18 protein-coding genes and 2 tRNA genes are annotated in these 19,011 nt (G+C 60.2%); 9 read left to right on the top strand and 11 right to left on the bottom strand.

Features of this window, described 5'->3' with window-relative positions; translation table 11 throughout:
* Positions 1–118: 118 nt before the first annotated feature.
* Positions 119–1,072: a sulfate adenylyltransferase subunit CysD gene (gene cysD / locus PH562_RS25025; RefSeq protein WP_285176427.1), complete on the top strand. Its 954-nt coding sequence runs from the start codon at positions 119–121 to the stop codon at positions 1,070–1,072.
* A gap of 1 nt (position 1,073) precedes the next feature.
* Positions 1,074–2,576: a sulfate adenylyltransferase subunit CysN gene (gene cysN, locus PH562_RS25020; protein WP_285176426.1), complete on the top strand. Its 1,503-nt coding sequence runs from the start codon at positions 1,074–1,076 to the stop codon at positions 2,574–2,576.
* A gap of 143 nt (positions 2,577–2,719) precedes the next feature.
* Here the strand turns inward: cysN and hisC are convergent, their stop codons facing one another.
* Positions 2,720–3,778 carry a histidinol-phosphate transaminase gene (hisC, locus tag PH562_RS25015; protein WP_285176424.1) on the bottom strand — a complete coding sequence of 353 codons (1,059 nt, stop codon included), beginning with the start codon at positions 3,776–3,778 and terminating at the stop codon, positions 2,720–2,722.
* Between the two features lie 165 nt (positions 3,779–3,943).
* Positions 3,944–4,867, bottom strand: a complete 924-nt coding sequence (locus PH562_RS25010) for a LysR family transcriptional regulator (protein ID WP_285176423.1) — start codon at positions 4,865–4,867, stop codon at positions 3,944–3,946.
* Positions 4,868–5,047: 180 nt separating this feature from the next.
* Here PH562_RS25010 and PH562_RS25005 point away from each other — a divergent pair, with 180 nt between their 5' ends.
* The 4 genes from PH562_RS25005 (at position 5,048) to PH562_RS24990 (ending at position 10,140) form a co-directional block, all read left to right on the top strand.
* Positions 5,048–6,613 carry an MFS transporter gene (locus PH562_RS25005; protein ID WP_285176422.1) on the top strand — a complete coding sequence of 522 codons (1,566 nt, stop codon included), beginning with the start codon at positions 5,048–5,050 and terminating at the stop codon, positions 6,611–6,613.
* Between the two features lie 238 nt (positions 6,614–6,851).
* Positions 6,852–7,199 carry a hypothetical protein gene (locus tag PH562_RS25000; RefSeq protein ID WP_285176421.1) on the top strand — a complete coding sequence of 116 codons (348 nt, stop codon included), beginning with the start codon at positions 6,852–6,854 and terminating at the stop codon, positions 7,197–7,199.
* A 415-nt stretch (positions 7,200–7,614) separates the two neighbouring features.
* The gene (locus tag PH562_RS24995; protein WP_285176420.1) at positions 7,615–8,655 is read left to right on the top strand and encodes a porin; all 1,041 of its coding nucleotides are present in this window, start codon (positions 7,615–7,617) and stop codon (positions 8,653–8,655) included.
* Positions 8,656–9,081: 426 nt separating this feature from the next.
* Positions 9,082–10,140, top strand: coding sequence for a 3-deoxy-7-phosphoheptulonate synthase (locus PH562_RS24990; protein WP_285176419.1), 1,059 nt, complete (start codon positions 9,082–9,084; stop codon positions 10,138–10,140).
* A gap of 32 nt (positions 10,141–10,172) precedes the next feature.
* Here the strand turns inward: PH562_RS24990 and PH562_RS24985 are convergent, their stop codons facing one another.
* The 6 genes from PH562_RS24985 to PH562_RS24960 form a co-directional block, all read right to left on the bottom strand.
* Positions 10,173–10,589 carry a DUF6314 family protein gene (locus tag PH562_RS24985; RefSeq protein ID WP_285176418.1) on the bottom strand — a complete coding sequence of 139 codons (417 nt, stop codon included), beginning with the start codon at positions 10,587–10,589 and terminating at the stop codon, positions 10,173–10,175.
* A complete protein-coding gene (gene msrA / locus PH562_RS24980; protein WP_112335537.1) occupies positions 10,586–11,113 on the bottom strand; it encodes a peptide-methionine (S)-S-oxide reductase MsrA in 528 nt (175 codons plus the stop codon). The genes PH562_RS24985 and msrA overlap by 4 nt, the downstream gene beginning before the upstream one ends.
* On the bottom strand, positions 11,110–11,559 hold the full coding sequence (gene msrB / locus PH562_RS24975) for a peptide-methionine (R)-S-oxide reductase MsrB (protein ID WP_113232307.1): 450 nt from the start codon (positions 11,557–11,559) through the stop codon (positions 11,110–11,112). The genes msrA and msrB overlap by 4 nt, the downstream gene beginning before the upstream one ends.
* Positions 11,560–11,730: 171 nt before the next feature.
* Complete coding sequence (locus PH562_RS24970; RefSeq protein ID WP_285176413.1) at positions 11,731–12,228, bottom strand: GAF domain-containing protein; 498 nt, start codon at positions 12,226–12,228, stop codon at positions 11,731–11,733.
* A 37-nt stretch (positions 12,229–12,265) separates the two neighbouring features.
* Positions 12,266–12,970 carry a pentapeptide repeat-containing protein gene (locus tag PH562_RS24965; protein WP_440477616.1) on the bottom strand — a complete coding sequence of 235 codons (705 nt, stop codon included), beginning with the start codon at positions 12,968–12,970 and terminating at the stop codon, positions 12,266–12,268.
* 440 nt (positions 12,971–13,410) lie between these two features.
* Positions 13,411–13,487, bottom strand: a tRNA-Pro gene (locus PH562_RS24960).
* A 301-nt stretch (positions 13,488–13,788) separates the two neighbouring features.
* Here PH562_RS24960 and PH562_RS24955 point away from each other — a divergent pair.
* Positions 13,789–14,196 (top strand): hypothetical protein, encoded by a 408-nt coding sequence (locus PH562_RS24955; protein ID WP_113232305.1) that lies wholly within the window; start codon positions 13,789–13,791, stop codon positions 14,194–14,196.
* A 135-nt stretch (positions 14,197–14,331) separates the two neighbouring features.
* Here the strand turns inward: PH562_RS24955 and PH562_RS24950 are convergent, their stop codons facing one another.
* The 3 genes from PH562_RS24950 to PH562_RS24940 all read right to left on the bottom strand — a co-directional run bounded on the left by PH562_RS24950 (position 14,332) and on the right by PH562_RS24940 (position 17,374).
* Entirely contained in the window at positions 14,332–16,050 is a 1,719-nt protein-coding gene (locus tag PH562_RS24950) for a hypothetical protein (RefSeq protein ID WP_285176411.1), read from the bottom strand.
* A complete protein-coding gene (locus PH562_RS24945; protein WP_285176410.1) occupies positions 16,050–17,123 on the bottom strand; it encodes a glycosyltransferase in 1,074 nt (357 codons plus the stop codon). The genes PH562_RS24950 and PH562_RS24945 overlap by 1 nt, the downstream gene beginning before the upstream one ends.
* A gap of 176 nt (positions 17,124–17,299) precedes the next feature.
* Positions 17,300–17,374, bottom strand: a tRNA-Gln gene (locus PH562_RS24940).
* Positions 17,375–17,532: 158 nt separating this feature from the next.
* Here PH562_RS24940 and PH562_RS24935 point away from each other — a divergent pair.
* Together PH562_RS24935 and PH562_RS24930 are read left to right on the top strand one after the other, a co-directional pair.
* Positions 17,533–17,835, top strand: a complete 303-nt coding sequence (locus PH562_RS24935) for a cupin domain-containing protein (protein ID WP_112341239.1) — start codon at positions 17,533–17,535, stop codon at positions 17,833–17,835.
* Entirely contained in the window at positions 17,832–18,740 is a 909-nt protein-coding gene (locus tag PH562_RS24930) for an MBL fold metallo-hydrolase (protein WP_285176409.1), read from the top strand. Before PH562_RS24935 ends, PH562_RS24930 begins: the two co-directional genes overlap by 4 nt.
* The last annotated feature ends 271 nt before the right edge of the window (positions 18,741–19,011 follow it).

Here is a 19,011-nt window from a genome sequence, read left to right as displayed (position 1 = left end):
CCGGCTCCCGACACCGATCCGAAGCGCGTTTCCTACGCCGCTGTTCAACCGGGAACCAACGCATCCATTCTTTCCGGCCAAGTTTCGGTCGGGACATTTGAAAGTTCTGGAGTGATAAATGCCTGATAGCCGTCCGGATACGGAAATCTCCCATCCGCAAAGCGCCAAGCCACCGCTCGATCCGCATCTGAAGGCGCTGGAAAACGAGGCGATCCACATCTTCCGTGAGGTTGCGGCCGAGTTCGAGCGTCCCGTCATGCTCTATTCGATCGGCAAGGATTCGTCGGTGCTGCTGCATCTGGCGCGCAAAGCCTTCTATCCCGGCCGCGTCCCCTTCCCGCTCCTGCATGTGAACACCGGCTGGAAATTCGCCGAGATGATCACCTTCCGCGACGAGATCGTGAAGAAGTATGATCTCGACCTCATCGAGCATATCAACCCGCGTGGCAAGGCAGAGAATATCACGCCTTTCACCTATGGCTCGGCCCGCTACACCGACATCATGAAGACGGAAGCGCTGCGTCATGCGCTCGATGCCGGCCAGTTCGACGCGGCTTTCGGTGGCGCTCGCCGCGACGAGGAAGCCTCACGCGCCAAGGAGCGCATCTATTCCTTCCGCACGCCGGACCATCGCTGGGATCCGCGCAACCAGCGCCCGGAACTCTGGAACGTCTATAACGGCCAGATCCGCAAGGGCGAAAGCGTGCGCGTCTTCCCGCTCTCCAACTGGACCGAAGTGGATATCTGGCGCTACATCCAGGCCGAGGATATTCCGATCGTGCCGCTCTATTTCGCGGCGAAGCGTCCCATTGTCGAGCGCGACGGCATGATGATCATGGCGGCAGATCCAAGGCTGGAACTCTTGCCCGGCGAAGCCAAGCGCGAGGAGCTCATCCGCTTCCGCACGCTCGGCTGCTTCCCGCTGACCGGGGCCATCCGTTCCACCGCCACGACCCTTGAAGACATTATTGCAGAGCTGGAAATCGCCACGGTTTCCGAGCGACAGGGCCGCGCCATCGACCGCGACCAGTCCGGCTCCATGGAAAAGAAGAAGCGTGAAGGATATTTCTGAGATGACCGCAAACGCCAACGTCGTCACGATGCCCGTTGTTGGGCCTGCTGTTGGGTCCGCCTCCGAACCGGCCAAGGCCCTTCGCGACTCACGCCCGCTTCGCCTGATTACCTGCGGCAGCGTCGATGACGGCAAGTCCACGCTGATCGGCCGTCTCCTCTGGGATACCAAGGCGGTCAAGGAAGACCAGGCTGCCACGCTGCAGCGCGATTCCACCGGCAAGCAGAACGATCTCGGCCTGCCCGACTTCGCGCTGCTGCTCGACGGTCTGCAGGCCGAGCGCGAACAGGGCATCACCATCGATGTCGCCTATCGCTATTTCTCGACCGACAAGCGCTCCTTCATCGTCGCTGACACACCCGGCCACGAGCAGTATACCCGCAACATGGCAACCGGCGCCTCCACCGCCGACCTCGCTGTATTGCTGGTCGATGCGCGCATGGGCATCCTTGAGCAGACCCGCCGCCATGCGACGATCGCGTCGCTGCTCGGCATCAAGCAGTTCGTGCTTGCCGTCAACAAGATCGACCTGACGAACTACGACCGCGCAGGCTTCGAAAAGATCTCCAACGACTTCCGCGAATTCGCACTGTCGCTCGGCGTCAAGCAGATCACCGCCATCCCGATGTCGGCATTGAAGGGTGAAAATGTCGTCTATTCCGGCCAGGCTGCCATGCCGTGGTACACCGGCCCGACGCTGGTCGAAACGCTGGAACTGGCGACCGTTCGCTCGGCCCAGACGGTCGGTTTCCGCCTTTCGGTGCAGCGCGTCTCCCGTCCCGGCGAGAGCTTCCGCGGCTATCAGGGCACGGTTGCCGGCGGTTCGGTGAAGCCGGGCGACAGCGTCATGATCCTGCCGTCGGGCATGGTCGCCAATGTCTCCAAGATCGTCACCTTCGATCTCGTGCGCAACGCCGCGGTCGCAGGCGATGCCATCACCCTCGTTCTCGACCGCCAGGTGGACGTGTCGCGTGGCGACATGATCGTCGCCATCGATAGCCAGCCGCAGACCGGCCTCTCCTTCGATGCGCAGATCGTCGCGCTGCAGCCGGAAGGCATCGAACCCGGCAAGCGCTACTGGCTGAAGAGCGGCAGCCGCCGCCAGCGTGTGCAGGTGCAGCCGATCGCCCAGCTCGAGCTGAAGACCGGCGCATGGGCTCCGGCGCAGGCACTCTGGATGAACGCCATCGGCAAGGTTCGCCTGACCTTCGACGAGAGCGCCATCTTCGATCCCTATGAGCAGAACCGCTCGACCGGCTCCTTCATCCTGATCGACCCTGAAAGCAACAACACGGTCGCCGGCGGCATGATCACCGGCAAGCGTTCCGATGTCGGCGGCATCCACAAGGATGGCCAGCGCGTCCTGCTGTCCTTGCCCGCCGATCTCGCCGAGCAGATCATGGCAAGCGAACTCTTCGCCAGCCGCCGCGATGAAACGGATGTGCGCCGCGTCACCGCCGCGCAGGCCGCGGAAATCTGGGCGAACGCGGCAAGCGACATCTGATCGCTACTGCATCTGAAAAATAAGGCGGCGAGCTCGGCTCAGCCGCCTTTTTCATTTGCCGCTTGGTGGCGCCGTTGCGGCTGCGGTAGAGGCCACTCGTTCTTTTTTGACAGTTTTGAAGCAATCCTTCCGAGCTGCCAGTGTCAATGCAATATCTCGCCAAGCGCCGCCACTAGCCGGTCGCACTCCTTATCCGTTCCAATGGTGATGCGCAGGAAGTCGCTGATGCGCTCGGCGGAAAACCGTCTTACCAGAATGTTCCTGCTCCGCAGCTCTGCCGCCAGTTCCACACCCGGCCTACTCGGATGCCGCGCGAACACAAAATTGGCGGATGACGGCAGAACGTAAAAGCCCAGCTCCTCGAGTTTGGCGGCCAGCCGTTCCCGGCTGGCGATGATCATGACGCGATGGCGTTCGAACCAGTCCCGATCCTTCCAGGCCGCGACGGCACCTGTCTGCGCGAGCCGATCGAGAGGATAGGAATTGAAGCTGTCCTTGACCCTTTCCAGTGCCTCGATCAGCGGTCTCTGCCCAACAGCGAAGCCGACACGCAGACCGGCGAGCCCGCGCGACTTCGACAGGGTCTGGATTACCAAGAGGTTCGGATATGTCCGGACAAGTGGAACCGCGCTCTCGCCGCCGAAATCGACATAGGCCTCGTCGATGACGACGACCTGATCGGGATGATCCCTAAGAAGAGTTTCAATATCAGCCAGAGGCAGACCGATGCCTGTCGGCGCATTGGGATTGGGCAGAATGATTGCACCGCAGGGCTGGCGATAATCCTCGAGGCGGACCCGCATTTCGGCATCGACCGGAACTTTCCGGTACGCCACGCCGAAGAGGCGGCAATAGGTCGGATAGAAGCTGTAGCTGATGTCGGGGAAAAGCAAAGGCTCATCATGGTTCAGCAGCGCCTGGAACGTATGAGCGAGAACCTCGTCCGATCCATTACCGACGAAGACCTCGTCCTTGTCGAGCCCGAAGCTGTCGGCGATTGTAACACGCAACTCCCGCGCAGTCGGATCCGGATAGAGCCGAAGCGTATCGGACGTCGCCTTCGAGATCGCCTCCAGGGCAAGCGGCGAAGGACCGTAAGGGCTCTCATTGGTGTTGAGCTTGGTTATGCCGCCTGTGGTCGGCTGCTCGCCGGCGACATAGGGGATCAAGGAATGAACAATAGGGCTCCAGAAGCGGCTCATCGTGATTTCCAAAGTTAGCGATTGCAGACCGATCGTGCGGCAAGTCTGCATATGAGCAAACACCGTCGCAAACTCGAGCTCCCGCGACAACTGCCTCCCGGGCAATTCTGAAATTATCTCGCTCGGCAGGCAAGCGGACCTCGAGCCGATACGATGGTCTGTGTCTCAGGCAGCGGTCGTCGCCGGCAAAACATCGCAGCTTTTCGCGAAAAGCCTTTCGCTCAGAAAATCCACGAAAACCCGAACCTTGGGCGACATATGACGATTGGATGGCCAGAGCAGATGGAAATGGGCGGGCTCGTCGATGAAATCGTCGAGAACGGTTCTGAGCTTTCCTTCCGCAAGCGTGCTGCGCACGAGGAAATCGGGCATGCAACCGATGCCGAGACCGGCAACAGTCGCGCCGCGCACTGCCTCCATATTGTTGCAGGAGAAGGCCGTTCGCATGCGCAGCTCCGGCTCGCCTTCCGGCATGGTCAGCGGCCAATCCTGCAGCTTGCCGCTGTTGGGAAAGCGAAACCTGACGGCCAGATGCTCGTTGAGATCACGCGGGCAACCGGGAATACCGAAGCGTTCGAGATAGCTGGGCGCAGCGCAGAGCAACATCTGAAACGGCCGCAAGGTGCGCGATATCAGCCGAGAGTCCGGCAGATCGCCGCTGCGGATCGCGACATCGACTCCCTCCTCGATCATATCGACGATGCGGTCGTTGAAATCGATGTCGAGCTCGACCTCGGGATAGCGAGCCACGAATTCCGGCACGACGGGCAAGAGGAAGTGGTAGCTGACGATCGGCACACTGACGCGCAACCGCCCGCGTGGCACGGCAACCGCCTGCGCAAGTGAGGCCTGCGCATCCTCGAGATCGTCGAGCACCCGCCGGCAACGCTCGTGAAAGAGACGCCCCTCCTCGGTCAACCGGATGCTCCGTGTGGAACGCTGCAGCAGCCGAACGCCAAGCTGATGCTCCAGATTGCTGACCGCCTTGCCGACAGCGGATGCCGAAAGGCCGAGCACGCGTCCGGCGGCAGCAAAGCTGCCGAGATCCGCCGTGCGAACGAAAGCCGTCAAGCCGCTCAAACGATCCATAGGCACATTCCATTCGAGAGTTTTGTTCCGGTATATATGGATAACTAGCGCAATTATCATCCGATTACAGCAAATATATCCTGCTTGGATCATTTGAAGCGCGCGGGCGCCGGCCTTTGGCCAGCGCGACTCCCAAGATTGCCCGCCGCTTCCCCTTTGCTCAAACTCAACGGTAATCCCATGACCTCTCCCCAGACAAAGGTCGCAAGTGCGACCGAGAAATTCTTCGTCCTCGTCGCCGTCTGCTGCGCCGCAGCGGCGATGCCGCTCACATTCACCGGCCCCGCCGTGGCTCTGCCAGCCATTAGCCGCACGCTCGGCGGCAGTCCGATCGCGCTCAACTGGGTCACGAACGCCTTCATGCTGACCTTCGGCAGCTGCCTGATGGCATCAGGCGCGCTGGCAGACAGCTTTGGCCGGCGGCGTATCTTCCTGGCTGGCGTCGGCTGCTTCGCGCTGTTCTCGGCCGGACTGGCGCTAGCCGGCAACATCGTCTGGTTCGATATATTGCGGGCACTGCAGGGCCTTGGCGCAGCCGCCGCTTTTTCCGGAGGCATGGCCTCGCTGGCTCAGGAGTTTGACGGCACAGCGCGGATGCGTGCTTTCAGCATCGTCGGCTCCAGCTTCGGCGTCGGTCTCGCCTTAGGGCCGATCGCATCCGGCCTGATGATCGATGCTTTCGGCTGGCCGTCCATCTTCATCCTCGTAGTTGCCCTGGCGTTGCTCGCACTTGGGCTCGGCGCCTGCTTTCTGCGCGAATCCAAAGATCCCGATGCGGCAGGGCTGGATTGGCCGGGCGCACTGAGCTTCACGCTAGCCTTGACACTCTTCACCTATGGCGTGCTGCGCGCGCCGGAAACTGGCTGGAGCGACTCGCTCGTTCTCGCCCTGCTGGCCGGCGCCGCACTGCTCTTTCTCACCTTCGGTATTATCGAGCGGGTCGTGAAGCGGCCCATGCTGGATCTCAGCTTGTTTCGCTATCCGCGTTTCGTCGGCGTGCAGCTGCTCGCGGCAGCACCTGCCTACGCCTTTGTCGTTTTGTTGATCCTGCTGCCCGTGCGTTTCGTCGGCATCGAAGGCATGAGCGAGATCGCCGCCGGGCGGATGATGGTCGCGCTTTCGGCGCCGCTGCTCATCCTGCCGATCGTCGCCGGGCTTCTCACCCGCTGGTTCAGCCCCGCAACGATCTGCGGCACCGGCCTCATCATCTCGGCGACGGGCCTTTTCTGGCTCAGCCATTTTGCCGTCGGCTCGGCCCCAGCCGCTCTCATCGGTCCACTGCTGACGATCGGAGTCGGCATCAGCTTGCCTTGGGGCCTGATGGACGGGCTTGCTGTCAGCGTCGTCCCCAGGGAGCGGGCCGGCATGGCGACCGGCATCTTCAGCACCACTCGCGTCGCCGGCGAAGGGGTCGCGCTTGCCGTCGTCAGCGCCATTCTCTCCGCCTTCGTTCACTCGAACCTCGGCGTATCCGCTGGCGAGCACGCCGCGATGGCCGCGCAGCAGCTCGTAACCGGCAACCTGGCCGCTGCAGCATCGAATGTGCCCGCAATAGGGCACGGCACTCTTATCCAGGGCTATGGCGACGCCTTCAGCACACTGCTCTGGCTACTGACCGGCATCACTGTCCTGACGGCCATTGTCGTCTTTTCCTTCCTGGGCCGCTCATCATCGACTACCGCCGCGGAAGAAGATGCGGAGCAATTGGACGAGGATGGAGAGGCGCTTCGCGTATCGAAAGCTTAAGTGGCATTGATGACTGGCGGAAAGTAACGCGGCCGGTCCGCTCGCCGCCCGCGGCACAGCAAGAAGGCGAATCGAAGGCCGAACACGGCCGAAAACCACACCGCACCGCAACAGAATATTTCGAAACCACATAAAATGTGCGCACCGGATTCGTGCGCCAACGATCTTCGCAGCGGCGTCAGGCTGGCGTTTGTATTCGCCGCTGCTATATCATATCCCCATGATATCAGACCGGTTTTTGAAGATTGTTGCCTGGACCTACATTGCGGCGCTTATCGGCGTAACGCTTGCGCATTTCAATTGGCAAGCCACATTCGGCAATCCGTTTGACATCTTTCGCGCCGTTGCGCTTTGCGTAGCAGGCATGCTTGCCCGTCTCGCCTACCCGCAGTCTCCCTCCTTCACCTGCCTCCTGATGATCGGCAGCGTGCTGGCACTTTCCGTTTCGCATCTGTTGGCAAGCGGCAATTATGGGTCGCCGCTTGATATCATCGTCGGCATGACCAGCGGGCTCTGGGGCATCATGATCGGCTCTATCTTGAGCAAGCTCATCGTTTCAGCCTCGAGGCGGCCAGCCTCATACTAATCGACCGAAAGAGCTAGCGATGGCCTGAACAGGCACCCCTCGGCTGCCGCGGGAGGGCGATGATGTGGTGTAAGCCATCAAAAGGGAATTGCATTTGGCCGAGCACGCGCAACAAATATTATCAAATAATATTCGAATAAGATGAAGAAAAAAATTATACCATAAAATGACTATTACGTAGCCAATATTATGCAGCACTTAGCATTTTGTTAGCGCCTGTTGCTTTCTTGCAACTTGAACTTAAATTTCACGAAAAAGTCATCCCGAGAAAAATATATCATATAACTTTGCAGGAATTCGTCTTTAATAGCGACCAGAAGCGGGTGGGGCCCGTTTCTCCCGAGTCGGGGTTTTTAAACAGGGATAGGGTTAAGGCACGTCGATTTTCGGCGCGATTGCCTATGCCCAATCTATATTGGATTGGAGTTTTTATGAACATCAAGAGCCTTCTTCTCAGGCAGCCGACGCTATCGTTGCTGCCGAGCCGGAACCGCTCGAATACGTCCGCATCTGCGACGCATATGGCGCTGGCTACTTCTTCATCCCGGGCAGCGAAACCTGCCTCAAGATCGGCGGTTATGTCCGTACCGAAGGCAAGTGGTACGATGCCTACAACCCGAACAGCCACAATGGCACGCTCTGGCATACCCGCGCTCATCTGAGCCTCGACACCGCGACCGACACCGAATATGGTCCGCTGAAGACCAACACGGTCATCCGTTGGGACTGGCAGGATGGCGGCGCGACCACCACGAAGCTGCTGTTCGCCAACATCAGCCTCGGCGGCTTCCTGGTCGGTAAGGCTGACTCCCAGTACAACTCGTACATCGGTTACGCCGGCAACGTCATCAACGACGACGTGGTCAACGACGGCCCATACGAACTCAACCAGTTGACCTACAACTATGACGCCGGCAACGGCTTCACGGCTGTGATCTCGGTTGAAGACAGCAACTCCGGTTCGGGCGCCACGGGCGCCAACGGCGAAAACAGCACCAACCACTACCTGCCTGACGTCGTTGCCGGTGCTGGCTACAAGGCTGGCAACTTCGGCTTCAAGATCGTCGGTGGTTATGACTCCATCGTTGAAGAAGGCGCTATCAAGGCTCGCGTCGATGCCGACTTCGGCGTCTTCAAGGCCTTCTTGATGGGCGGCTGGAACACCGATGGCGACAAGCTGAACAAGTACGCAAACGCCAACGGAGCCGGCTCTGCCAAGGGTATCGGCTGGGGCGACTGGGCTGTCTGGGGCGGCGTCACTGTTCCGATCAACGCAAAGCTGCAGGCGAACGCTCAGGTTGCCTACACCGACTCGAAGATCTTCGCAGCCACCGCAAACGTCCGCTGGAACCCGGTCAAGAACCTTCAGATCACGCCGGAAGTTTCCTACACCAACTGGGACTCCATCAATCAGGACCAGTGGGCTGGCGTTCTCCGCTTCCAGCGTAGCTTCTAATCGCTCGGTTACGAGATCTGATCTGACTTGACCCCTGATCGGATGGGGATCGGCCTTACTTCCAGCGAAGTCGGGCCGATCCTTCCGAGCCAGGGGTTCGTCATTTTTCTGAGGGCCGGCTCAGGGAGAAACTTGGGTGAAACAGGAACGGAAGCCCGGCAGATAGATAGTTGGCTGCCTAATGGCGTTTCCGCAGCGCCGTCTGAAACTCAATCTTCCTCATCGACACCAGGCATTTTTTATCGTAGAGACAGCCTATGTCTTTCGCTCACGCATATTCCGCACGATTTTATTCGTACCGCTGCTCTCAGCGGAGGCGGGCCTGTGCGTAGTTAGAAAAGACACGACAGCAAGACCCGAACAGCCGCTGGTTCTACCTGGCGGCTTTTTTGTCGCCACGGTATGACCCCAAAAGGAACCGATACCGTGTTGAATTCCACTGACGACCTGCGCATTGTCGAGATCACGGCGCTGACGCCGCCCTCTCGGATCATAGATGAAATTCCCCGCGACGAGGCCGTGACGGCGACCGTTAGCGGCGCCCGCAATGCCGTTCACAACATCCTACACGGCGAAGACGACCGGCTGATCGTCGTGATCGGCCCCTGCTCCATCCATGATCCGGCTGCGGCCCACGAATATGCAGCACTCCTCAAGGAACAGCGCGACCGCTTCGCCGACGATCTCGAAATCATCATGAGGGTCTATTTCGAGAAACCGCGCACGACCGTCGGCTGGAAGGGCCTGATCAACGATCCGCATCTCGACGGCAGCTATCGCATCGAGGAAGGTCTGCGCATTGCCCGCAAGCTCCTGTTCGATGTCAACGAGATCGGCCTGCCGGCTGGCTGCGAGTATCTCGATACGATCACGCCGCAATATATTTCCGACCTAGTGAGCTGGGGCGCGATCGGAGCGAGGACGACGGAAAGCCAGGTGCATAGGCAGCTGGCATCCGGCCTCTCCTGCCCTGTCGGGTTCAAGAACGGCACGAATGGCGACGTGCGGATCGCGCTCGACGCGATTATCGCGGCGTCGCAGCCGCATCACTTCCCGGCCGTGACCAAGGAGGGTCTTGCTGCTATCGCCTCGACCCGCGGCAACGAGGATTGCCACATCATCCTGCGCGGCGGCAGAGAGCCCAATTATGACGCCGCTAGCGTGCAGTCGACGGCGGAACAGTCCCTCAAGGTGGGTCTTGAGCCGCGCATCATCATCGACGCCAGCCACGCCAACAGCAGCAAGAACCCGGAAAACCAGCCGCTCGTCGTCACATCAGTCGCCGAGCAGGTCTCGACAGGCGACCAGCGGATCAAGGGCATGATGATGGAGAGCAATCTGGTGGCCGGCCGCCAGGATCTCGTGCCGGGCAAGCCGCTGGTCTATGGCCAGAGCATCACCGATGGCTGCATCGACTGGCCGACATCGGTCCGTACGCTGGAAGATCTGGCAAAGGCCGTTTGGGCACGGCGCCAGGCACGCTAACACCGTCTCTTATTCAGGAGAATGGGTTCAGGTTAAATACGTCGGTAGTGCGCGAGGCTCAGATAGTTTTTTCTCGGCCCGCGCACACGCCACATCTCCGCCCAAGTATCCGGCGAGCGAAAGAACAGACGGCCCCGATAAAGATCGGGACCGCAGTGATGGGTGATGCGCTGCGAGGCGCCTTCACCGACGCGAATGAATTCCGAAAGATTGGGGAAACGCACGACGAGCTCGTCGCGCGTATCATCGAGCCGATAGGTGCGGCTGCTTCTGAGCGTCGCGTGATCGCTTCGCGTATCGCCATGTTCCTCGAACTGGACAGGCGTGACGAACGCCTGCCCTTCGAAAGTGACGAGAGAGTGGTTGAAGCGATCGAGGATCCGCCGCTTCACCTCCCATGTGCCGAGATAGAGGTTCAGCCGGTCAGCGCCGGCCGATCCCTTCATCATGAGGCGGCGCGCTGCGCTGCGTCGGCCTGCCGGCGGGGCAGTTTCCAGCCGGGCCGGACGAAGTGACAGGTATAGCCGTTCGGATAGCGCTCCAGATAATCCTGGTGCTCCGGTTCAGCCTGCCAGAAATCGCCGACGGGGGCGACCTCGGTCACGACCTTGCCGGGCCACAGGCCGGAAGCGTCGACATCGGCGATCGTATCCAAGGCGACCTGCTTCTGCTCTTCGCTGGTATAGAAGATCGCCGAGCGATAGCTTAAACCGACATCGTTGCCCTGGCGGTTGCGCGTAGAGGGATCGTGGATCTGGAAGAAGAATTCCAGCAGATCGCGATAGCTGATCTTCTGCGGATCGAAGATGATCTCGATCGCCTCGGCATGGGTGCCATGGTTGCGGTAAGTGGCATTGCGAACATCGCCGCCGCTATAGCCGACGCGCGTCGAGATGACGCCGTTGTAACGGCGGATGAGATCCTGCATGCCCCAGAAGCAACCGCCGGCGAGAACTGCACGTTCCGTTGTCATCTTACATCCTCCACTTGATCGATATAGGCACCATAGCCCTCCGCCTCCATGCGGTCACGCGGCACGAAGCGGAGCGAGGCGGAATTGATGCAATAGCGTAGTCCGCCGCGATCGATCGGTCCGTCCGGGAAGACATGGCCGAGATGGCTGTCGCCATTGGCGGAACGCACTTCAGTGCGCACCATGCCGTGCGACACATCTGTCAGTTCGCTGACATTGGCGGGTTCGATCGGTTTGGTGAAGCTCGGCCAACCGCAGCCGGAATCGAACTTATCGGCGGAGGCAAAAAGCGGCTCGCCGGAGACGATATCGACATAGATGCCGGGCTGCTTGTTATAGAGATATTCACCGGAGCCGGGACGTTCCGTGCCGCTCTGCTGCGTCACGCGATACTGCTCAGGGGTAAGCTTGGCGATGGCCTCTGCCGTCTTGCTGTATTTGCCCATTGTTGTTCTCCTTGCCCCTTGGCACACCTTCCGAGCTTGGCCTGACGTCCTCGATGAGGGCTCGAAAGGGCCGAATGTTGCTCGATCAGCGCTGAGGGAATGGTTGCAGAGCCAATATAGGCATCGCGTGATCGATTTGCCATATCGATCACGACTGCGTGACGCCGTACCCTACCCATTCGCCTCGGCCGAGGCGGCATAAATCGCTGCGAGCGCCTCGATGCCAGCCTGATCGTCACCATCGAAACGGCCGGGAAGCGGGCTGTCGAGATCGATGACGCCGAAGACCTTTCCACCGCGAAAGAGCGGCACGACCAACTCCGATCGCGAGGCGGCATCGCAGGCTATGTGCCCGGGAAAGGCATGCACATCCTCGACGAGGATCGACTGCGCCCTTTCGACCGCCGTCCCGCAGACGCCGCGACCCACAGCAATGCGGACACAGGCCGGCTTGCCCTGGAATGGCCCCAGCACGAGCTCGTCTTCCCGCTGAAGGAAATAGAAGCCCGCCCAATTGAGGTCCGGCAGCATCTGGAAGATCAGCGCGGAGGTATTTGCCGCGTTGGCGATCGGATCGTGCTCGCCATCAAGCAAGGCTTTCAACTGATCGGCCAGCTCGCGATAGAATTCGGGCTTGCTGTCGTGCTGGATCGCTTTTTCTACGAACATGGGTTTGCTCTTTCGAAGTTCTGGCGCGAAAAGGCTATCAGTCCTTCTCATCCGGCGGGCAAGGCCAGCTGGAGGGCGCCTTCAACCAGGACGGCAATATGGTCGTATTGTCCCCGCAAGCCAAATTGATCTGCGCCTGCTGCAGACCGCTAGCCTTCGACAGATCGAGACCCTCGATGCGCGTCAGATACATGAAGGCGCCGCTGAAGGAGGTCGAGCCATCCATCACCGCGCCATTCAGAGTCGCGCGCGAGAGATTGGCAAAGGCGAAATTCGCCCCTGTCAGCACGGCCTTGTCGAAATCGGCGCGGCCGAGCTCCGCCTTCTGGAAATCGGCATTGTTAAGCTGTGCGCCGGCAAATTCGGCCCGCTGCAATTCGGCATTGGCAAACGAAGCGCCATTGGCAGAGGCGTTGCTGAAATCGGAACGATACGCCTCGATCTTGGCGAAGTTGGCGCCATCGGCCTTGGCATTCTTCAGCCAGGCACGCACGAGGGTAGCCTTTTCGAGATTGGCCGAGGTCAGGTTGGTGTCGCTCAAATCGGTGCTGTCGAAATGCGCGCCTGCAAGGTTAGCAGCGTGAAGATCGCTGCTCTGCAGCATGATATTGGTCTTGCTGCAGCCGCTCCAGTCGAGCCCGGGTCCGGCGACATTGCCACAATCGGCAGCACGCAGAGCATTGCTGCTGGAGCTTAGAAGAAATGCGGCGCTCAACGCCAGGACACTAAAGCCGGCTGCGATCCCCGATCTCTTCCCTACGGCATGACCTCGCAAAGCGCCGCTAGGCTGCCGCCGCCCCATGATCGTCTCCCCAGCCAATCTGGCCACCCCGTCAACAAGATCCATTCCATTACTCCGCTTCAGCACCTGCCAGCCGAACCCTCGCCTGAGTCGGATGCACGTCCCTCTTCCTTGTATATGGTGCTTCGGGCGACAAAAAGAGCCGGTTTTATAAAAGCATGTTTGAAGCGGGTTTAGATCTTGGTCGATGTGGATCGAGAATGGCTTAGCGGTGTCAGAACGGCTTCTGCAAGCCACAAATACTCAGCCTTGAGCAACTGACACATTGAGGCGGAAACGCCGCTATCGCATATCGGCGAAACACGGCCGAACCGTGCACAAATCCGTCAAATGGCATTTTCAATGGGAGGCTTTTCGGGAAAAAGATCAATATTTTAAGCTGGTCGGAGTGGAGTGATTCGAACACTCGACCCCCACGTCCCGAACGTGGTGCGCTACCAGACTGCGCTACACTCCGTGACCAGCGGCGCTTCTATAGACCAGCCATTTTTGATGCACAAGCACCAATTTCAAAAACCTTTTGATTTTTGACGAAAAAATTACAGCCTCAACTGCCTGTAAAATCGGCAGGAAACAACTGTCGAAAATGCCAGCGTGCAAAAGGCGCAACAGATCAAGTAAAATCCCGTTTGTACACGCGGATGGGAATTTTCTTTTGCCGGCTTTGGCGCTAAAGCCCTATGCGGGACAGGTGGAAACGTCGTGGGACAGCGGCTTTTCCGCAACCTTATGCGTGACAGAAGCTCAAGGACGACACGATGAATATCCGCATGATCACCGCGGCTGGACTGTTGCTGGCGCTGGCCGGTTGCAGCACCACGACGACAACAACGACAGCGGCCCTTCCGCTGCTTGCCAAGAACCCCGTTCAGGATCGCTGGCAGGGCCAGTCTGCAGGCCGCTTCTTCGCGGCTTACGGCCCGCCGCTCTCCGACCGCGACGAAAGCGGTAATCGCGTCTATACTTGGCGCGGCGGCTACAAGAACGTGACCATCGTCACCAAGGACGGCAAGAAGAGCGGCAAGCGCTCCCTGAGCTGCAAGGCCGACATCGTCACCAACCAGAGCTACGAAATCCGCTCGGTTAAAATCCTCGGCGACCAGCCCGGCGTCAATGGCCCGTCCTACTGCGCCGAGCTTCTGGCGCCGCCGGAAAAGGCAAGCTGACAGCGAAGCTTCATCACGAAACAATGCCAGCGGGCGGTCTGCGAAGGCTGCCTGTTGCGTTTATGAAATCCGCGAACAAGCTACGCAATCAAGGACCTGAAGCGCTCGAAGCGGTCTTAAAGGCCGCAGTGCGCTTCAGGTCTTTGGCGGAGGCGAGCAGCCCTGCGATGACGAACCATCGGCTGCGGGCATAAACGCTTTGTCGATCGCATAGAGTTTGGCAAACCGTGTGTCGGCAACGAGCCTCAGGCCATCGGGAAGCTTGTCGCTGTATTGATCGGGCATATCGGCATTGACAATCAAAAGGAAATCGAAGCGGCGCCGCCAATCGACGAGATACGGCGCTACCTCGATGAAAGCCTTTAGCTCTGCGGGACAATTCAGCAGGCCGGAGGAGACGAGATTGCCCTCCGGCACGGCGATATCCCGCCATGGCGGCATGACGGTCAGCGGCTGCTTGCCGGCAGCGGTGAAAACCGTCGGTACGAAGGCATGGGCGTAAGGGATCGCGAGGGTCGGCAGGTGCCGGAATGTATCCTCGTTCCAGGCATAATATCGTGCGCTTATGTCTGTTGGCATATTCGCGGGTTTATGAGCCATCGGCAAAATTGCCGCTCCCTCCGGAACATTTGCAAGCACGGTACGGATGTCGACGACATCGGCCTCGCCATGCCACCAGTTGGCTCCGATCCAGATTGTTCTGCCGAGTGCGACGGCTACCAGTACGGCGGCCAGGAGAACCGCTTGGCGCCGAGGCAGGCTTGGCAAAGGACACACCATGACCATGGCCGCAAGCGCTGCCATGATGGGGAAGCGCCAGCTGATCCAACCCGTTCCCAGAACATGGCGCGGGGAAAGGCAGGAGAGGATCAGCAAGCCGATGACGGTGACGGCCAGGCCTGCATGCAGACGCAGCCGGCGGGTGCAAACGGCATTGACGACGACAAGCACGAAGGGGATCAGGAGCAGCATATCGGCCGATAGCATGTAGCTCCAAAACGCCGACGCCAAATTGGCGAAGATCAGGAGCGGCGTATCGTTCCAGGCTGCATCGATACTGTTGCCGGCGCCGGGTAAGACAGGCTGGTAAAGGAAAAGACAGATCGCGGGCAGAGTGCAAGCCAGCATTGCGGCAATAAGCCTGCCGCACAGGTGCAGGAAATCGCGGGGCGACTTCAATGCCGCCGTCGTCGACGAGAACTCGAGACCGCAGACGAGCGCCATATAGAAGCCAAGCGAGAAAAGATGCATGACGGTCAGTAGCAGACCCGCCAGCAGACGCCAGCCGAACAATGCGGCTGCATTGCGGGACTGCAAAGCGTGGTCGGCGGTCGCGAAGAACAGCGCCATGCCGAGCCCGATCTGAAAATTGACGAAGCCGCCAATCAGCGTCGCGCACCAGGCGAAATACAATATGCCGATCTGCCAGTAATAGCCGCCGCCATACAAACGCCTGTGCAGGGCGATCGCTCCGAGAGGCGGCAGCACGATCGCCAGGAAAAGAAGGCCGCGCGCCAGCAGCGAAACGCCGATCAGCGGCCCCAGCCAATAGGCGGCGAAATCGATGCCGACATTGGTGAACGTCCTGTTCCAGTCGATCGCATAGATCTCATGAAAGGGCGGCGTGTTGATGCCGCCGGCCAGCAGCCACATGCGCGCATAATGGTTGGGATAGTCGAGGATCGGCGGAAACTTGAAGACGGCGACGAAAATCGCGACCAGGATCAGAAAGGCTGCAATCGCCAGACCCGGTTTCTGCTTGGCGATGGCGGCATCCGTATCGGCTGTTTCGCGCGCGGTCGCGGAAACAGCCGCATCTTCCGGTGATGGCGCGCTTGCTGATGGCTGCGGCATCAGCGGATCGCCCTCACCTGCTCCGCGCCATCAGCCGTCTCGCCGGAGCCGCTCAAGGCGCGTTTGAGCGCATGCCGTTTGCCCGCCGCGTCCAGATCGGAGAAGTCGCTCGGAATCTCGAGCGAACGGCCGCCCTGTAGCAGGCTTTCGATCATGAACATCGGGCGCCGTTTGTTCTCCTGCACCAGGCGGCCGACATATTCGCCGATAATGCCGATGCAAATGAGCTGGATAGCGCTGAAGGCGGTGATCGCCGCCATGATGCTCGACCAGCCGACAATGGTCTCGCCGGCAAACCAGCGGATAAGCGTGTAGACGAGCAGCAAGGCGGCGCAGCCGGCGCTGGCAAGGCCGAGCCAGGTGCTGATGCGCAGCGGCACGGTGGAGAAGCTGGTGATGGCGTCGAGCGCGAAATTGATCATCTTGCGCAGCGGATATTTGGTGGTGCCGGCAAAGCGCGCATCGCGCTCATAGGGCAGCGCCACTTGGCGGCCGCCGATCCAGCTCACCATGCCGCGGATGAAGCGATCCCGCTCCGGCATCGCCAGCAGGATGTCGACAACGCGGCGGCGCATCAGCCTGAAGTCGCCGACATCGCGCGGGATCGCCACCGAGGCGAGCCTCGACAGCAGCCGATAAAAGAGCGAGGCGGAGGCGAGCTTGAACCAGCTTTCCCCCTGCCGGCGCATGCGCTGGCCATAGACGACATCCGCGCCGCGATCCATGATCGGCATCATCATGAGCAACAATTCCGGCGGGTCCTGAAGATCGGCATCGATCAGCAGCACCCGCTCGCCGCGCGAGGCGGCAAGACCGGCGGTTGCCGCAAGCTGGTGACCGTGATTGCGCATGAGGCGTACACCAAGCACCTGCGGCGTCTCAGCCGCGAGCGCGGTGATGACCTCCCAGGTACCGTCGGTCGACCCGTCATCCACCAGGATGATCTCGAAGGCCTCACCGGCAATCCCCCGCGCCGTCACCACCGCTCTCCGGTAAAATTCGCCAAGCCCCTCCTCCTCATTGTGGCAGGGGGCAACGATGGAAAGCAGCAATTCGGGAGAAGTGTGGTTCATGGTCGCCTGTATCGAGATGATGGCGGTCAGAATGAAGGAGAAAGGTCAAACAAGATTTAAGGGATGAAATAACGATGCTGCCAGCCGAGAACTTCGCAGGGCAATATCTCCAACGCAGCAAAGATATTGTTGCCGCCAAGGAGCAGAGCGTTGGTGGACTCTAGGATTAGGGTGTGTGGCTGGGGCGCCAGGATTCGAACCTGGGAATGCCGGTACCAAAAACCGGTGCCTTACCGCTTGGCGACGCCCCAACAGAGAAAATGGCTGTCATGCCAGCCAAATCGGCGTCTGATTAGCAAAGGTCGCTTGCCGCTACAATGACTAAGTGATGCGCGGACGCATATTTCTGTGTGCTTTTCGGGCGGCTATGATAGGTCTTGCTGCACTGCATTCGAAATGAGGAGGCTTGATGAGCCAGTTTCGCGCCCGCCCGCCGGCCGTGCCCACCGTGCTTCTCGATGATGCCGTCTGCCGCATCACGCGCTGGGATTTCGAGCCCGGCGCCGATACCGGGCATCATGTCCATGGCCTCGGCTATGTCGTGGTGCCGATGACCGATTGCCAGTTTCTGCTGGAGGAGCCCGGCGGCATCAGGCGTGTCGATATCGCCAAGGGTGCCGCCTATCGGCGCGAAGCGGGTGTCGAACACAATGTCGTCAATGCCGGCTCGGAGCCGATGTCCTTTATCGAAATCGAATACAAGCAATCATGAGCACGCCTGACTTCGATCTTGCCTTCGAACCCGCCTATGGCCGCGCCGTTCCCATTGTGCTCGGCATCGAGCGGATGACGGTCAACAATCCCAGCGCCTTCACCTTTCACGGCACCAACAGCTACATCGTCGGCACCTCCTCCGTCGCCGTCATCGATCCCGGCCCGGAGAACGAGGAACATTTCGCCGCCCTTATGGCGGCGCTGAAGGGGCGCGAGGTCACCCATATCTTTGTCAGCCACACCCATCGCGATCACTCGCCGCTGGCGAAGCGGCTGAAGGAGGCGACGGGGGCGCTGACCGTCGGCGAAGGGCCGCACCGCGCCGCACGCCCACTCCATCAGGGCGAGGTCAATCCATTTGCCGAAAGCTCCGACATGGAGTTTCAGCCGGATATCGTTCTTGCCGATGGCCAAAGCGTCTCCGGAGACGGTTGGACGATGACGGCGCTGCTGACGCCCGGCCACACGGCCAACCACGCCTGCTTCGCGCTCGATGGCACCGGCATCGTCTTCTCCGCCGATCATGTCATGGCCTGGGCGACCTCGATCGTCGCGCCGCCCGATGGTTCGATGGCGGATTATATGGCTTCGCTGGAGCGGCTTCTTACCCGTGAGGACCGGCTGTTCCTGCCCGGCCACGGCGGCCCCGTGAAGGAGCCGGCCTCCTTCATGCGCGGCCTCAGAACCCATCGCCGCATGCGCGAGCGCGCCGTGCTGGAGCGCATCAAGGCCGGCGACCGGCTGATCCCTGATATGGTGAAAGCCATCTATCGCGACACGGACCCGCGCCTGCATGGGGCGGCGGCACTTTCGGTGCTGGCGCATCTAGAAGATCTGGTCGAGAAGGGTCAGGTGGAGACCGATGGACCGCCGGCGCTGCTGGGGGCTTATCGCCCGGCTTGAGCAAGAGCGGCAGAATTACGGTCGCTTCTCAAGGTTTGAATAGGCGCTACGACCGTCCTCTCCTCGCCTGGGCCATTGAGAATGAAGTGGTTGCGGCAGACCTCCGTCTCCCCTCGGGGAGCAGGGGTATCGCATATGGGGTGGCTCGGCACCGGAAATTCCTTCTCCCCTGCGGGGAGAAGGTGGCCCGAAGGGTCGGATGAGGGGGCTATCGATTTGAATTCATGGATTTTCGTAGTCTTGGCGGGCACCCCCTCATCCGCCTGACGGC

The sequence above is a fragment of the Rhizobium centroccidentale genome, assembly GCF_030182565.1.
In the GTDB taxonomy this organism is placed as follows: domain Bacteria; phylum Pseudomonadota; class Alphaproteobacteria; order Rhizobiales; family Rhizobiaceae; genus Rhizobium.
This window is presented reverse-complemented; position numbering and strand designations above follow the sequence as displayed.